Below are 15,478 nucleotides of genomic sequence, written 5' to 3' on the forward strand. Positions count from 1 at the left end.
GGCCTTTGTTCAGGCTGTCCGGCATGGACACGAACACGGAATCCCGCACCGGATCCGGCCACCCGGCTCCCACGGCAGTACCGCCCGCCGCGCCGCGCGCCCTCGCCACCGAGGCAGTGCACGCCGGACGCGACGACCTCGCCGGGCTCGGCCTGCACGCCGCGCCGATCGACCTGTCCACCACATACCCCTCGTACGACACCCGGGGCGAGGCGGCGCGCATCGACGCCTTCGCCGCCGACGGCGCCCTGGACGACGGGCCGCCCGTCTACGCCCGCCTCGCTAACCCCACGGTCGCGCGTTTCGAGACCGCCCTGGCCCGCCTCGAAGGCACCGAGAGCGCGGTCGCGTTCGCGAGCGGCATGGCGGCGCTGACCGCGGTCCTTCTCGTACGGGGAGCGGCAGGACTGCGTCATGTCGTCGCCGTCCGCCCGCTGTACGGGTGCAGCGACCACCTGCTCACCGCGGGGCTGCTCGGCTCCGAGGTCACCTGGGTCGACCCCGCCGGGATCGCCGACGCCATCCGCCCCGACACCGGCCTGGTGCTCGTCGAGTCGCCCGCCAACCCCACCCTCGCCGAACTCGACCTGCGCGCGGTGGCCCACGCCTGCGGCACGGTGCCGCTCCTCGCCGACAACACCTTCGCGACGCCCGTGCTCCAGCGGCCGGTGGAGAGCGGGGCGCGCCTCGTGCTGCACAGTGCCACCAAATACCTGGGCGGCCACGGCGACGTACTCGGCGGAGTGGTCGCGTGCGACGAGGAGTTCGCCCGGCAGCTTCGGCAGGTCCGCTTCGCCACCGGCGGTGTGCTGCATCCGCTCGCCGGATACCTGCTCCTGCGGGGCCTTTCCACCCTGCCGGTGCGGGTACGTGCCGCCTCCGCGAACGCGGCGGAACTGGCGCGGCGCCTGGCCGCCGACCCGCGCGTGCGCCGCGTGCACTATCCGCGGCTCGGCGGCGCCATGGTCGCCTTCGAGGTCATCGGCGATCCGCACGCGGTGACCGCCGGGGTGCGGCTGATCACCCCGGCGGTCAGTCTCGGCAGCGTCGACACGCTCATCCAGCATCCGGCGTCCATCAGCCACCGGGTGGTGGACGCGGCGGACCGGCGCTCGTCGGGCGTGAGCGACAGCCTGCTGCGGCTTTCGGCCGGGCTCGAGGACGTCGAGGACCTGTGGCAGGACCTCGACCGGGCCCTCGGCCCGGCCCCCGCCCCGGCTGCTAGTGCGTCCGCTCCTGCTGGGAGGGGTCGTACGGCAGTCGTGAGCTGACCGGCGTCGCTTCGAGGCGGGCGGTGATGACCAGCGTGCCCTCCTCGATCTGGTAGTCCAGGGGGAGTCCGAGGCCGCGCATCGCGGCGACCATGCCCGTGTTGGACGCCTGCGTCACCGCGTACGCGCTCTCGCAGCCCGCCTCGACGGCCATCGTCACCAGGCGGCCGAGCAGTTCGCTGCCGATGCCGCGGCGCTGCCAGTCGTCCTCGACGAGCAGCGCGATCTCGGTCTCGTCGCCGTCCCAGAGCAGATGACCGAGGCCGACGATGCGCCCGGACGCGGTCTGCACCGCCAGGGTGCGGCCGAACCGCGGGCTGAGCAGGTGGTTCAGATAGCGGTCGGCGTCCCGCACCGGACCGTGGTACCGCATGCCGAGGGTGCGCTGCGAGCAGCGCTCGTGCATGGCCTTGGCCGCCTCGACGTCGTCGGTGTCGGCGCGGCGCACGGTGATGGCGCTGCCCTCGGCGAGCGTCAGTACGTCCTGGCTGTGCGGGATGCGGGGGCCGAGCCGGGTGTCGAGCTCGACCAGGGCGCGCGCACGGGCGAACTCGGTGGGCGTGAACGGCAGATACGGCCGCTCCACGGTGATCACTTCGCCTTCCGGCGCCTGCAGCCGCAGCACCGTGCCTTCGCCTTCGAGCGCGCCCTCGACGGGCTTTTCCGCCTGTGGTCCGGACGATCCCGGTGCCTTCGCGGGCAGCGACCGGATGGTGCAGCGGCCCAGCAACTGGCGCAGTGCGAGCGGCAGTTCGGCGGCGTCCAGGGCGGTGCGGGTGGCCAGGCCCAGGATGCGGGTGGGGGCGTCCACCAGGTCGTGGGCGTCCGCCCGCTCGATCCAGGTGCCGAAGCCGCCCGCGTGCGAGACGCCACGGGTGATCTCGGACGCGGGCAGGTCGGCGGGGGCACGCAGCAGGAACTCGTCGACGGTGCCTTCGGCCAGCGGGTGCGCCTGGAGGCTCAGGATGTCGACCCTGCCGTGCGCGAGGGCCGTGCACAGGGCGGCGAGCGAGCCCGGCTCGTCCCGCACCGTGGTGCGCATCCGCCACAGCGTCGTCGCCCCCGCGGACGACTCCGCGGCGGCGGCCCCGGCCTGCTCCATGGCCGTCACGGGTCCGGCCGGCTCCCGGTCCCGCTGCCCGGGCTGCCCGGCGGTGGGCGGCCGGGCGCCGGTATCGTCCGCCGTCGGGGGTGCGTGGTTGTGGCGGCGTGCCCACCATGTGTGGAACCCGACCGTGGCGAGCAGCGCCACGGCCGAGATCACGAGCAGGGCGGGACCGTCGGGCCCGTGCCCGATCATGTTCGCCACCGCGTCCGCCACGGCCACAGCCGTGAAGAGGGCGGCGAGCTCCACCAGATCCCGCCGCCAGTGGTGGACAGGACGGCCGTGTTTGGTTCGCTTCACATCAGACATGTCTGCACTCATACAGCCACTGTGGAGGAAGGGTGTTGCGTGATCACGAACGTTCTGTGACTGACGAGTTAAGAGACCTTCTGCCCGTTTAATTCCTCTTTGCTCGCTCTTGGCGTCCGGGTATGCGCTTTCGTTGCGCGTTCGAGGCCATGATCACTCCTGTCCCACCCGCCCCGGCTGCAGCGCCTTGGTGAACAGCACCCCGCCGCCCTCCTGCCGCAGCCGCACGGTCAGCTCGCCGCTGTCGCCGTCGATGTCGATCTCGCCGAAGTACTGCGGGGTCTCGGCCGGTGAGGTGTTGGCGCGGTTCGGCGCCTTGATGAAGCGCTGCTCGGGGCCGAACGTCCCGTCGAGCTTGAGGGCCTGGAATCCGCCCGCGGCGAGCGGCCCGGAAATGAACTCCCAGAACGGCGCGAAGTCCTTGAACGCGGCCCGCGAGGGGTCGTAGTGCTGGGCCGACGTGTAGTGCACGTCGGTGGTCAGCCACACCGTTCCGGTGACCTTGCGGTGCTTGATGTGCCGCAGGAGCTCTGCGATCTGCAGCTCGCGGCCGAGCGGCGCGCCCGGGTCGCCCTGCGCGACGGCCTCGAAGTTCGCCGAGCCGTCGGGCACGACCAGGCCGAGCGGCATGTCGGAGGCGATGACCTTCCAGGTGGCCCGCGAGCGCGACAGCTCGCGCTTGAGCCACTGCAACTGCCGGGCGCCGAGGATGCCGGTGGTGTCGTCGGGCTGCCTGCCGGGGGAGTTGGCGTTGCGGTAGGAGCGCATGTCCAGGACGAACACGTCCAGGAGCGGCCCGTGCCGCAGCACGCGGTACACCCGCCCGTCCTCGTCGCCCGGCGGGAGCGTCGAGATGGGGAAGTACTCGCTGAACGCCCGCAGGGAGCGCCCGGCGAGGACGTCCACGTTCTTCTCCGTATAGCGGGCGTCGGTCAGGATCTGCCCCGGATACCAGTTGTTCTTCACCTCGTGGTCGTCCCACTGGACGATGGAGGGGACCTGGGCGTTGAAGCGCCGCAGGTTCTCGTCGAGCAGGTTGTAGCGGAAGGCGCCGCGGAACTCCGCGAGCGTCTCGGCGACCTTCGACTTCTCCTCCGTGGTCACGTTCCGCCACGTGCTGCCGTCGGGCAGGGTGACGCTCGGCAGGATGGGCCCGTCGGCGTAGATGTTGTCGCCGCTGCACAGGAAGAAGTCCGGGTTCCTGCGGCGCATCTCCTCGAAGATGCGCCAGCCCCCGCGGTCGGGGTTGATGCCCCACCCCTGGCCCGCGATATCGCCCGACCACAGGAAGCGCACGCCTTCCCTGCGGCCTTTCGGAGACGTACGGAACGTGCCGGTGACCGGCTCCCCGGTGCGCCGGGGGTCGTCCGGGTCGGCCAGGAGCACGCGGTAGTGGATCTGCTCGCCCGCGGGCAGTCCGCGCAGCCGCGTCGTCCCCGTGAAGTCGGTGTCCGGGCCGAGCAGAGGGCCCTTCCAGCGGACGGGGTCGCGGAACGACTCGGTGGCGGAGGTCTCCACGATCATGCGGGCCGGACGGTCGGAACGCACCCACACCAGGCCCGCGTGCGCCGTCACGTCACCGGCCTGCACGCCCCACTCGGCCCGCGGGCGTCCCGACAGGGCGAGCGCCGGAGCGGCCCCGGAGAGGGACGGCACGGCCAGCGCCGCCGGCAGGGCGAGCGAACCGCGCAGCACACTGCGGCGGCGAGGGGACGGGCTCGGCTGAGGGTGTGACATGAATGCGCCTCCAGTGACAGGTCGGACCAGTGTGCAGGGCAACAACTAATGGTGCGCTGCGGCGCACACACAAACCACAAGTGAACAACTGCCCATGGGATAAAGGGAACCGGTGTGCGAACGCTATGTGGTCTACATCCCCGGTCGCAGGTCTCCGGACGCAGGTCGCAGGACGGAGGTCGCAGAACGGAGGTCGCAAGGTCCCGCCACGCGGCCGGGGCCGGACGGCCGATGCGCGACGATCGCTCGCCTGCCTACGCTCGGCGGCAGCGGCGCACGGTCGAGCGCGCCGCGCCGGAGCATCACGTCGATGCATCACCAGGGGGAGCCCCATGCCTGTCAACGGTCAGAGCCACATCCGCATAGCCCGCCCGTCCCGCGACCTCGCGGCGGCGGAGCGCTTCTGGGTGACGGGCCTCGGTCTGGACGTCGTATGGCGGTCGGAGGGTGGCGCCGCTCCCGGCGAGCACGACCTGCTCATGGCCGGATGGCCGGACGCGTCCTGGCATCTCGAACTCGTCCACGAGGCCGACAAGCCGGTCCTGCCCCGGCCCACGGACGAGGATCTGCTCGTCATCTATCTCGACGAACCGGTCCCCGACGATCTCGTGGCCCGCCTGGAGGCGCACGGCGGCACACGCGTCCTGTCCCCCAACCCGTACTGGAACGAGTGGGGCGTCACCGTCGAAGACCCGGACGGCTACCGCTTGGTGCTCTGCACGCGCGCGTGGTCCAACTCCTGAGCCGCCCCGGAAAGGAGCCGCACCCCCTCGGCGATCTGGGCGGGCGCCAGGTGCGCGTAGCCCAGCACGAGGCGCACGCCAGGGCCGGGCGCCGAGCCGTAGTCGCTCAGCGGCCGCAGCGCGACCCCGGCCGCCGAGGCCCGCCGCAGGAAGGACTCCTGCGGACCCCACCGCCCGGGCAGCCGGGCGATGACGTGCAGTCCTGCGGCGATCCCGGTCACCTCCGTACCGGGGAAGTGCTGGTCGAGCGCCGCGACGAGTACGTCCCTGCGCTCGCGGTAGGCGCGCTGGCAGCGGCGCAACTGACGGTCGTAGTCACCGCGTTCGACGAATCGCGCGAGGAGCGCCTGGTCGAGTACCGGGTTGCCCAGGTCCATCATGCGTTTGCGGGCGACGACCTCATCGCTCATCGACTCCGGTACGAGCAGCCAGCCCAGGCGAAGGCCGGGAGCGAGCGACTTGCTGACCGAGCCCGTGTACGCGACGTGTTCGGGATCAAGTCCTTGCAGGGCGCCCACCGGGGCGCGGTCATAGCGGAAGTCCCCGTCGTAGTCGTCCTCGACGATCAGACCGTCCACTGACCGTGCCCAGTGCAGGAGTTCGGCCCGTCTCCGGGCCGAGTATCCGATACCCAGCGGGAACTGATGGGCGGGCGTGGTGACGACCGCGCGCAGGCCGAGTTCTCTCAGTACGCCGATGTCCACACCCTCGTCGTCGACGGGGACCGGCACCGTGGCGACGTCCGCCGACGCGAACAGATCGTCGTGCTGAGGGCTGCCGGGATCCTCGACGCCGACTTGGCGCACCCCGCGCGCGTGGAGCACGAACCCGAGCAGCGCCATGGCCTGGGCCACTCCGGAGCAGACGACGATCCCCTCCGGGTCGGCGACCACACCCCGGCGGCGTACGAGGAGTCCGGCGAGGGCCGTACGCAGCCGGGGCAGGCCCCGCGGGTCCGGGTAGCCAAGGACCTGGTGGGGCAGTTCGGCCAGGACACCGCGGTGCGCCGCCGCCCATGCCGCGCGCGGGAACAGGGACAGGTCGGGGGTGCCCGCGATGAAGTCCACGCGCGCGTGGACGGGCCGCGGCGCCAGATCTCGTGTGCCCGTAGCGGCCTTGCGCGCCGCGCCGCCCACCCAGGTTCCCGCGCCGCGGTCGCTGCGCAGATACCCCTCGGCCGTCAGCTGCTCGTACGCCTCCGTGACGAGCCCCCGCGAGACCCCCAGGTCGGCGGCGAGCGCCCGGCTGGAGGGCAGCCGCGTCCCCGGTGTCAGCTGCCCGGACCTGACCGCCTCGCGCAGCGCCGACTGCAGGCTGCGGCCACGGCTGCGGGCGGGCGCGGACGCGGCGGGCAGCAGCAGCTCCCAGGCGGCGGTACCGGCCGCTCCTGTCATCGGGATGCGCCTCCTGTACGTAAGGGATCACGGGTCCCGCAGAAAAGTGGTCCCCGAACCGGCCCCGGAAGTGGACCTTAAACCGGTCCGCGTCCGTTCCTAGCGTCAGGGGCATGAACACGAACCTCACGCGGGGGTCCCTGCTCGCGGCCCTCGCCTGCCTGCTCGTCGGCGGCTCCTTCACCGCCAACAGCCTCCTCGGCGACTACCCGTACGCCGGCGGCCAGTTCCTGCGCTACGCCCTGGCCTGTCTGCTGCTCCTGCCGCTGCTCGGGCGGGGCGGCACGGCGCCGCTCGCCCGCCTGACCCGGCGCCAGTGGGGGCGGCTCGCGGTGCTCGCAGCGGTCGGCATGGTCGGGTTCAACCTGGCGATCCTGGCCGCCGAACGCACCGCGGAACCTGCCGTACCGGGTGTCTTCGTAGGATGCGCCCCGGTCGTCGTGGCGGTCATCGTGCCGCTTCTTGAGGGACGGCAGCCGCAACGGGCCGTCATCTACGGTGCCTTGATCGTCGCGGCGGGCGCCTTCACCGTGCAGGGGTGGGGCCGTACGGACGCCGTCGGCATCCTCTTCTCCGTGTGCGCGCTCGCCGGCGAGGTCGGGTTCGCGGTGCTCGCCGTGCCCGTCCTACGACCGCTCGGCCCGAAGCTGCTCTCCGCCACGGTGTGCGGGATCGCCGCCGCCGAGTCCGCCCTCATCGGCGTCGTGGCCGACGGCGGGGACTTTCTGCGGGTGCCCGGCACCACCGAGGCAGCGGCCCTGCTGTGGCAGGCGGCGATCGTCACCGTCATCGGGTTCGTCTGCTGGTACTCGGGCATCCAGCGCATCGGCGCCGAGCGGGCCACCCTCTTCTCCGGTCTGATTCCCGTGGCGGCGGCCTTCACCGCCCCCTTGGTCGGGACCGGCGCCTACGGCGTCCCGCAGGCCGTGGGGAGCGCGCTCGTCGGCGCCGGGGTGGCCCTGGGCTCCGGCGTGCTACGCGGCCGCCGGGCGGCGGCACGTGTCGAGGACGACACGCGCGACGAGGGCCGGATCGTCGTTCATCGGGACGTGCCCGCAGCCGGGAAGGCGCACCAGGCGGGCCTCGGGGACGGCGTGCTTGGCGCGGATCCCCTGGCGGCGCAGCAGGATGCGGTCGCGCGCGCCCCACGCGACGGTGACCGGCAGTCCGGGCACGTCGTCGCCGAAGAGCACGTCACGTCCGGCGGCGAGAGTCTGCTCGAACCCCCGGGCGTCGCGCAGCGCGAGCGTCTCGGCGACGACGGCCTCGGGTGAACGGCGGCCGGGGTGGGCGTAGATCGTGCTGGTGAGCGCCGCACGCCCGGCAGCGGTCCGGGAGAGCCGCTCGATCAGCGGCAGCGGGAGGAGCCGCGCGCCGTGCCGCATCGCGAGCAGCGTGTTGAACGCGTAGCGCCGCTCGCCGGGCGTCCAGAAGCCGGCGGGGGACAGGGCGGTGACCGAGCGCACGAGCTTCTCCCGGCCGAGCTCCAGGGCGAGCAGACCGCCCAGCGAGTTGCCCGCCACGTGCGGACGCTCGATCTCCAGGGCCTCGCACAGCGCGCCGAGCACGGACACCACCGTGGTGATGTCGTAGGGAAGCCCTTCGGGGAGCGCGGGGGACTCCCCGAAGCCCGGCAGGTCCACGGCTGTCACGTCGTACTCGGCGGCCAGGATGCCGAACACCGGGTCCCACGCCTGGCGGTGGTGGCCGATGCCGTGCAGCAGGAGCAGCGGCTCACCCTCGCCGGCCCGTTCGTAGGCGACGGACAAGGCCCGCGGGCCGCCGGGTGATTCGACGCTGAAAGACACCTCTGCGGCCATTGCTGCTCCAGTCCCCGTCGCCCGGCGACGGTCCTCAGACACCTTAGACACCTTGTCAGCAACAATTACCGCTCAGTAGCCTCCAGTTCAAGAGGGCGGGCGCAGCCGCAGCCCCGGGCCCGTGTGGGGAGCGACGCACCCGTCCCGCCTGGACACCGCGTGGCCCGTCGGCTGGGATGGACGTGTGGCGACCGACACCGTGACCGACGTCTTCGAAGAGCACCGGCCCGTCCTGATGGGCGTGGCCTACCGCATGCTCGGCCGGGTGGCCGACGCGGAGGACGTCGTGCAGGAGTCCTGGCTGCGCTGGTCGGCGGCCGACCGGGCGCAAGTGCGCGAGCCGCGTGCCTACTTGGTGCGCGTCACCACCCGGCTCGCCATCGACCGGCTGCGCCACGTGCAGTCCCGGCGCGAGTTCTACGTGGGCCAATGGCTGCCCGAACCGCTCGTCACCGACTACGGCCCGACCGCCCCGGACACCGCCGAGCAGGCGGTCCTCGCCGACTCCGTCTCCATCGCCGTCCTGGTCGTACTGGAGTCACTGTCACCCCTGGAGCGCGCGGTGTTCGTGCTGCGGGAGGCTTTCGGATTCCCGTTCTCGGAGATCGCCCTCACCCTTGACCGCGGTGAGCCGGCCGTGCGGCAGCTCGCGGCGCGGGCCCGCAAGCACGTCGACGAGGGAAAGCCGCGCTACGCGGTCGATCCGGGCGAGCGCCGTGACCTGACCGAGCGGTTCCTCGCCGCGGCGACCAGCGGCGACCTGGACGGCCTGATGTCCCTGCTCGCCCCCGACGTACGCCTGGTCGGCGACAGCGGCGGCAAGGCCCGGGGGCCGCTGCGTGTCATCGAGAAGGCCGACAAGGTGGGCCGCTTCCTCGGCGGCGCGACCCGCAAGGGCGTACCGGAGGGGGCGGAGCTCGAGGCCCGGTTCCTGGAACTCAACGGCGCCGAATCAGTCCTTTTCCTGGTCGACGGAAAACCGGACTCGGTCTTCCAACTGGACGTCGTCGACGGGCGGATCACCCGCATCTACATCGTGCGCAACCCGGACAAGCTGATCGGTTTCGCCTCCTAGGCCGCAGCCGAAACCGCAGATGACAGACCCCCGTCACCCAAGGCGGGGGTTTTTGTCTTGTTCGCAACGCGCGCGTGGACCGACGCCAACAACGCGTGAATGCTCTGTGGCATCGTCCCTGTGCGCGCTGTAACGGATCGAGGATTGGTCTTGACCAAGGGTGGGTGCCGTTCTATCGTCGCCAGAGATAGTGCAAGGACCTTTAATAAACAAGGGCGTTAAAAAGCCGCCGGCACACGGCGATTGCGGAGGACAGGGTGGGGACCACGCAGCTGGAAGCGGCTCCGGAGCCGAAGTACTGGCACCTCAAGACCGTGCTCAGCGAGGCACTCGACTCCGAGTTCGCCGTCGGCGAGATCCTGCCCAACGAGCGTGATCTCGCGGCCCGGTTCGGCGTCGCCCGGGCCACGCTCCGCCAGGCACTGGAACAGCTGGAGCTGGAAGGCAGGCTGCAGCGCCGCCGCGGCGTCGGCACGACCGTCGCCCCGCCGCGGATGGGCGTGGCGGTCGGCTCCGCACAAGGCACCTGGCCGGGCGAGGTCGGCGACGCCTGGCAGCCCGCGGACTGCGCACCGGCGGTACCGCCCGCCGAGGTGGCCCGCATGCTCGAGGCCCCCGCGGACGAGCAGGTGCACGTCGTGCGCCGCACCCGCGTCTCGCACGGCCAGCCCGTGGCCGCCGAGCTCCTTTACGTACCGACATCGTCCGTCGCCGAGCTCTCCGCCATCGACGCCCCGACCGGACCCTCACGCGCGCGTGGCGTGCTGCGCGAGCTGCACCGGCTCGGCCTCGAAGGACAGGACCGCGCCGTCGAGCTCGGTTCCGCCCGCGCGGACGACGCCAAGGCGCTCGACCGGCTGCCCGGAGCCCCGGTCCTGGTCGTGACCACCCGGTTCTTCGCAGAGGGACGCACCGCCGCGGTGTCCGTGGCGACCTACCGCGCCGACACCTGCCGCCTCACGTTCGGCGACGCGGGCGGCGTCGAGATCCACCACGGCCCGGAGCGCCAGGCCTCCTGACACCGCTCTTGCTGTCCACGGCGCGTCGCTTCAGCGGCGCGCCGTGACCGTTCCCTCCACCGCGAACAGCTGCTCCTCGACATGGTCGAGGGCCAGACGCAGCGCGCCCGTCGCGATGGCGGCCTCGCCGAGCATCGACAGGGCCACCCTGGGCGGTCGCAGGCAGTAACGGGCCAACTCGCGGCGCAGCGGCTCCAGCACGCCGTCGAGACCGGCCGCCCAGCCGCCCACGACGACCAGTTCGGGGTCCAGGGCGAGCACCAGCGCCGCCACGTCGTGCACCAGACGCTGGATGTACCGCTCGACGGCCTGCTGGGCCCGCTCGTCACCCTCGCGCGCGTGGGCGAACACTTCCGCAACCGCCTGCTCGTCGAGCGGGTGCAAAGGCTCGTCCGTGGTCGACAGGAGCGTCTCGGGGGTCACGTCACGGCCGAGCAGGTGCAGGGCGCCGATCTCCCCGGCGGCGCCGCCGTACCCGCGGTGCAGCCGTCCGCCGATCAGCGCCCCGGCTCCCGGGCTGAGCCCCGCCAGGACGAACACCACGTCGTCGGACTCGGTCGCCGCGCCCTTCCAGTGCTCGGCCACGGCCGCCGTGTTCGCGTCGTTCTCCACCAGGACCGGACACTTGAAGGACCTGCGCAGGCGCTCGCCCAGCGGGAGTCCCGTCCACTCCGGCAGCGCGGTGCCCAGGCGGACCGTGCCGTCCGCCTCCACGATGCCGGGGCTGCCGACGCCCACCGCGCGCAGGGAGCTGCGGGCGATCCCGCCCCGGCGCAGCAGGTCCGCCACCGCCGTGCGCAGGCGCTCGATGCGCTCGTCCGCGGAGGCCGTCTCGTCCACGTCCCTGGCCGCCGTGCCCATCACCCGGCCGTCCAGGTCCGACAGGACGGCGGCCACCCGGTGCGGGCCGATTTCCAGACCGAGCAGATGCCCCGCCTCGGCCCGGAAGCGGAACCTCCGTGCGGGACGTCCCTGGCGTCTGGCCGCGCCTTCCTCGGCGGCGGTCTCCACCACGAGCCCGGCCTCGATGAGCCCTTCGACCACGCCTTCGACGGTCGGTCGTGAAAGCCCGGTGATCCGGGTGATCTCGGTGAGTGTCGCGAAGTCCGCCGCACGCAGAGCGTGCAGCACCACCGCGGAGTTGATCCGCCGCAGCAGAGAGGGATCCCCGCCGGTCAGCCGCCCCAACGTCCGTCCTCCCAGCTCGTGCGCATGATGGGCGGATCGTACTCGCCGGGGCCGACCACTGCGAGTGCCGGGCCCTCCTGTGACGCAGAGTGCTGATCGGCCATGTCTACCCCGGTGCGACGAAACCGGACTCGTACGCGGTGATCACCGCCTGCGTCCGGTCGCGGGCCCCCAGCTTGGCGAGCAGGGAACTCACGTGGGACTTGACGGTCTCGGCGCCCACGACCAGCTCCCTCGCGATCTCCGCGTTCGACAGACCGCGCGTCATCAGACGCAGCACGTCCGACTCGCGCTCGGTGAGCGCGGCCCGCTCCAGGGCGGCCCTGGCCGCGGTGTTGCCGGGGCGCCGCCCGTACTCGCCCGCCAGCTGCCGCACCGCCGCGGGGAACAACAGCGACTCGCCCTCGGCGACGAGCCGGACGGCGTTCACGATCTCGGCGGGCCGGGCGCGCTTGAGCAGGAAACCGTCGGCGCCCGCGCGCAGCGCCTCGTACACGTACTCGTCGTTCTCGAAGGTCGTCACGACGAGGATCTTCGGCGGGTCCTGCACGGTGCGCACGACGGCCCGCGTGGCCTCGATGCCGTCGAGAAGCGGCATGCGGACGTCCATGGCGACCACGTCGGGCCGCAGTTGGCGCACGAGCGGAATCACCGCGGCGCCGTCGGCCGCCTCGCCGACCACCTCGATGTCGGGCTGCGCCTCCAGGACGGCGCGCAGACCGGCGCGTACGAGGGGTTCGTCGTCGACGAGGAGGACAGTGACCGGCATCCGGTCAGCGTAGATCACCCCGGGGGATCACCCCAGGGGCAGCTCGACGTGCACCTGCCACTCGCCCTCGCGGGGGCCCGTGGTGGCCCGGCCGCCCAGAAGGGTGGCCCGTTCCCGGATGCCGCGCAGGCCGCTGCCGCCGCGGCCGGTCGGTGCGGTCCCCGGCGGCAGCGTGTTGCGCACCCGCATGCCGAGCACGCCGTCGCCGACCGTGATCCGCACGCTCACCGGCACCGGCCCGGAGTGGCGCAACACATTGGTGAGCGACTCCTGGAGCATGCGGTAACCCTCGCGGGACACCGGTCCCGGCACGCTCTCCAGGGGGCCCGACACCTCGGTGTCGACCTCTGCCCCCGAAGCCCGCGCGGACTCCAGGAGGCGGTCGGCGTCGGCGAGCGTGGGCCGCTGACTCGCGGGTCGTTCGTCCTCCCGGAGGACCCGCAGGACACGCTCCAGGTCTTCGAGGGCCGCCCTGCCGGTCTCCTCGATGGCGTCCAGCGCGCGGTCGGTGAACTCCGGGTCGGCGGCGGCCCGTGCGGCGCCCGCCTGGACGACCGCGACGGTCAGCGCGTGACCGATGGAGTCGTGCAGTTCGCGCGCGATGCGAGTGCGTTCGAGGAGTTGCTCCGTGCGCTCCTCCAGGACGGCGAGGCGCTCTTTGGGGGAGGGGCCGAGCAGCCGGCGAGCGGTCCACGTGGTCAGCCTGCCCCCGGCCACGATCACCGCGAGGAGCATCGCGATCGGGACCGGCACGAGCAGTGCGTTCAGCGGGTTCTGGCCGGGCAGCGGAAGGAGCAGCCCGGCCCCGTCGCCGGGCTCGGACGCCGTGTCCACCAGGGCCAGCGCGGTCCCGAGGAGTTGCACCGTGACGAACCCCGCCGCGAAGCCTGCCTCCAGGCGAAACACGGCCCACAGCGCGGTCCTGCCCCGGTCACGCCACGAAGCGGAGGGGACCACGGAGATGCCGGAGTCCTCGTCGTCACCCGGCACGCGCGCGTGCTGCCCCGGGAACAGCATCAGCCGTGCCTGCAGCCCCTCCGCCCTGCGCAGGGACGGCAGCAGCAGGGCGGCCGTCGCCACCAGCGGGATCGGCTGAAGCGCGATCTGCGTCCAGGGGCCGATTGAGGGACTGCTGAGCCCCGGCGTGACGAACGCACCCATCAAGGCGATGGCCGAGCCGATGAGCAGGTGCAGCCAGCGCGTATAGGTCACCGCTCGGGTGACCGGCCGGAGGAAGCGGGGCATCGAGTCATCGTGCCAGCCGCACACCCCGGCCCGGCTCCCCCGTGAGGGGGAGACGAAGCCCCCGGCCGGGGGAAGCCCCGACAGCCGCCCGGCCGCGAGTCTGGACCCATGACCAGCATCGACGTCCAAGACCTCACCAAGGAGTACGGCACCACCCGCGCGGTGGACCAACTGACCTTCACCGTCCGCCCGGGGAAGGTCACCGGGTTCCTCGGCCCCAACGGCGCCGGCAAGTCCACCACCATGCGTCTCGTCCTCGGCCTCGACCGCCCCACTTCGGGCACCGCGACGATCGGCGGCCGCCCCTACGCGGACATCGAGGAACCCCTGCACCACGTGGGGGCCCTGCTCGACGCCGGGGCCGCCCACGGATCGCGTACCGCCCGCAACCACCTCCTCGCCCTCGCCGCCAGCAACCGCATCCCTGCCCGCCGGGTGGAGGAGGTACTCGAAGAGGCGGGGCTCGCCGCCGTGGCGGGGCGCCGGATCAAGACGTTCTCGCTCGGCATGCGCCAACGCCTCGGCATCGCGGCCGCGCTGCTCGGCGACCCGCGCGTCATCATGCTGGACGAGCCGTCCAACGGCCTCGACCCCGAAGGCATCATCTGGATCCGCGAGCTCCTTCGGCGCCTCGCCCGAGAGGGCCGGACGGTCCTCGTCTCCAGCCATCTCATGAACGAGACGGCCACGTTCGCCGACCACCTGGTGATCCTCGGCCGGGGCAGGCTGCTCGCCGACACCTCGATGCCGGACTTCATCGCGGCGCACAGCAGCCCGCGCGTCCGGCTGCGCACCCCTTCGATCGACCGGCTGCGGGGCCTCCTCACGGACAAGGGGTACGTGATGGCCGCGGGGGACGACGGCCGCTGGACGGTGGAAGGCGCGCAGGCCGGCGAGATCGGATCCATCGCCGCAGGTCACGGCATTCCGCTCCTCGAACTCTCCGATGAGCAGGCCTCCCTGGAGCAGGCCTACCTCGCCCTCACGGCCGACGACACCGAGTTCGCCGCCACCGCCACGACGCCCCGCCAGGAGGCCTGACCATGTCGACGACCGCCGTACTCCGCTCGGAGTGGATCAAGATCAGGTCGGTGCGGGCCAGCCTCGGTTCGCTCATCTCCGTGTTCGTGGCCACCCTCGCCATCACCGTGCTCGCGTTCGCCTCGGTCGGCACGGCGGAGGCCGACAACGCCGACTACGAACCGCTCTTCTTCGCCTTCTACGCGCTCAACTTCGGCCAGGTCGCCGCCATCAGCTTCGGTACGACGGCGATGTCCTCGGAGTACCTGAACGGCGCGCTGCGGATCTCGCTCTCCGCGGTGCCGCGCAGAGGGCTCTTCTACGGGGCCAAGGTCGCGGTGGTGGGCGCGCTGGCGCTCGGTGTGGGCCTCCTGACCAGCTTCGCGGGGTTCTTGTCCGGCCAGGCGTTCATGGGGGACTACGCCATCGGCCTCGGCCATGACGGTGCCCTGCGGGCGTGCGTCGGCGGGGGCATCTACCTCGCGCTGATGGCGCTGCTCGCCGCGGGCCTGACCACGCTGCTGCGCAGCGGGGTCGCCGTCCTGAGCATCCTCATCCCGTTCACGCTCATCGTGCCCTTCGTGATCGGGGATGTCGCGAACGGTGTCGCGGGCTTCCTGCCGGACCGCGCGGGTCAGCAGATCCTGCACGAGAACCCGACGGGAACTCTGGGACCGTGGGCGGGACTTGCCGTTACGGCGGCATGGGCGGCCGCCGCGCTTCTCGCGGGCTGGTGGGCGCTGCGGCGACGCGACGCGTGAGGCGTATGTCCAAATCGTGCCG

13 protein-coding genes and 1 pseudogene are annotated in these 15,478 nt (G+C 72.4%); 7 read left to right on the forward strand and 7 right to left on the reverse strand.

Going from position 1 to position 15,478, the window contains the following annotated elements; all coding sequences use genetic code 11:
* The first annotated feature begins 23 nt into the window (after positions 1 to 23).
* The gene (locus ACWFR3_RS11120; RefSeq protein WP_453734280.1) at positions 24 to 1,271 is read left to right on the forward strand and encodes a trans-sulfuration enzyme family protein; all 1,248 of its coding nucleotides are present in this window, start codon (positions 24 to 26) and stop codon (positions 1,269 to 1,271) included.
* Here the strand turns inward: ACWFR3_RS11120 and ACWFR3_RS11125 are convergent.
* Together ACWFR3_RS11125 and ACWFR3_RS11130 are read right to left on the reverse strand one after the other, a co-directional pair.
* Entirely contained in the window at positions 1,222 to 2,685 is a 1,464-nt protein-coding gene (locus tag ACWFR3_RS11125) for an N-acetyltransferase family protein (RefSeq protein WP_453734281.1), read from the reverse strand. The two genes, ACWFR3_RS11120 and ACWFR3_RS11125, sit on opposite strands and share 50 nt — an antisense overlap.
* Before the next feature lie 153 nt (positions 2,686 to 2,838).
* Positions 2,839 to 4,422, reverse strand: a complete 1,584-nt coding sequence (locus tag ACWFR3_RS11130) for an alkaline phosphatase D family protein (protein ID WP_453734282.1) — start codon at positions 4,420 to 4,422, stop codon at positions 2,839 to 2,841.
* Between the two features lie 332 nt (positions 4,423 to 4,754).
* Between ACWFR3_RS11130 and ACWFR3_RS11135 the strand changes: the two genes are divergently transcribed.
* A complete protein-coding gene (locus ACWFR3_RS11135; protein WP_453734283.1) occupies positions 4,755 to 5,165 on the forward strand; it encodes a VOC family protein in 411 nt (136 codons plus the stop codon).
* On the opposite strand, the gene pdxR is transcribed toward ACWFR3_RS11135, so the two are convergent.
* Complete coding sequence (gene pdxR / locus ACWFR3_RS11140) at positions 5,123 to 6,559, reverse strand: MocR-like pyridoxine biosynthesis transcription factor PdxR (RefSeq protein ID WP_453734284.1); 1,437 nt, start codon at positions 6,557 to 6,559, stop codon at positions 5,123 to 5,125. The two genes, ACWFR3_RS11135 and pdxR, sit on opposite strands and share 43 nt — an antisense overlap.
* A 113-nt stretch (positions 6,560 to 6,672) precedes the next feature.
* Here pdxR and ACWFR3_RS11145 point away from each other — a divergent pair.
* Positions 6,673 to 7,077, forward strand: a pseudogene (locus ACWFR3_RS11145) (EamA family transporter); the annotation flags it as partial.
* A 456-nt stretch (positions 7,078 to 7,533) separates the two neighbouring features.
* Here the strand turns inward: ACWFR3_RS11145 and ACWFR3_RS11150 are convergent.
* Complete coding sequence (locus tag ACWFR3_RS11150) at positions 7,534 to 8,379, reverse strand: alpha/beta fold hydrolase (RefSeq protein WP_453734285.1); 846 nt, start codon at positions 8,377 to 8,379, stop codon at positions 7,534 to 7,536.
* Between the two features lie 184 nt (positions 8,380 to 8,563).
* On the opposite strand from ACWFR3_RS11150, the gene sigJ reads away from it, so the two are divergent.
* Both sigJ and ACWFR3_RS11160 read left to right on the forward strand, forming a co-directional pair.
* The gene (sigJ, locus tag ACWFR3_RS11155) at positions 8,564 to 9,454 is read left to right on the forward strand and encodes an RNA polymerase sigma factor SigJ (RefSeq protein WP_453734286.1); all 891 of its coding nucleotides are present in this window, start codon (positions 8,564 to 8,566) and stop codon (positions 9,452 to 9,454) included.
* A 257-nt stretch (positions 9,455 to 9,711) separates the two neighbouring features.
* The gene (locus ACWFR3_RS11160) at positions 9,712 to 10,473 is read left to right on the forward strand and encodes a GntR family transcriptional regulator (RefSeq protein ID WP_453734287.1); all 762 of its coding nucleotides are present in this window, start codon (positions 9,712 to 9,714) and stop codon (positions 10,471 to 10,473) included.
* 30 nt (positions 10,474 to 10,503) lie between these two features.
* On the opposite strand, the gene ACWFR3_RS11165 is transcribed toward ACWFR3_RS11160, so the two are convergent.
* The 3 genes from ACWFR3_RS11165 to ACWFR3_RS11175 all read right to left on the reverse strand — a co-directional run bounded on the left by ACWFR3_RS11165 (position 10,504) and on the right by ACWFR3_RS11175 (position 13,675).
* A complete protein-coding gene (locus tag ACWFR3_RS11165) occupies positions 10,504 to 11,661 on the reverse strand; it encodes an ROK family transcriptional regulator (protein ID WP_453734288.1) in 1,158 nt (385 codons plus the stop codon).
* Between the two features lie 106 nt (positions 11,662 to 11,767).
* On the reverse strand, positions 11,768 to 12,430 hold the full coding sequence (locus tag ACWFR3_RS11170) for a response regulator transcription factor (protein ID WP_453734289.1): 663 nt from the start codon (positions 12,428 to 12,430) through the stop codon (positions 11,768 to 11,770).
* 27 nt (positions 12,431 to 12,457) lie between these two features.
* Positions 12,458 to 13,675, reverse strand: a complete 1,218-nt coding sequence (locus tag ACWFR3_RS11175; RefSeq protein ID WP_453734290.1) for a sensor histidine kinase — start codon at positions 13,673 to 13,675, stop codon at positions 12,458 to 12,460.
* A 108-nt stretch (positions 13,676 to 13,783) separates the two neighbouring features.
* Here ACWFR3_RS11175 and ACWFR3_RS11180 point away from each other — a divergent pair, with 108 nt between their 5' ends.
* Together ACWFR3_RS11180 and ACWFR3_RS11185 are read left to right on the forward strand one after the other, a co-directional pair.
* Positions 13,784 to 14,716 carry an ABC transporter ATP-binding protein gene (locus tag ACWFR3_RS11180; RefSeq protein WP_453734291.1) on the forward strand — a complete coding sequence of 311 codons (933 nt, stop codon included), beginning with the start codon at positions 13,784 to 13,786 and terminating at the stop codon, positions 14,714 to 14,716.
* A gap of 2 nt (positions 14,717 to 14,718) precedes the next feature.
* Positions 14,719 to 15,456, forward strand: a complete 738-nt coding sequence (locus ACWFR3_RS11185; RefSeq protein WP_453734292.1) for an ABC transporter permease — start codon at positions 14,719 to 14,721, stop codon at positions 15,454 to 15,456.
* Positions 15,457 to 15,478 lie beyond the last annotated feature (22 nt).

The organism is Streptomyces sp. NPDC055189 (assembly GCF_053606765.1).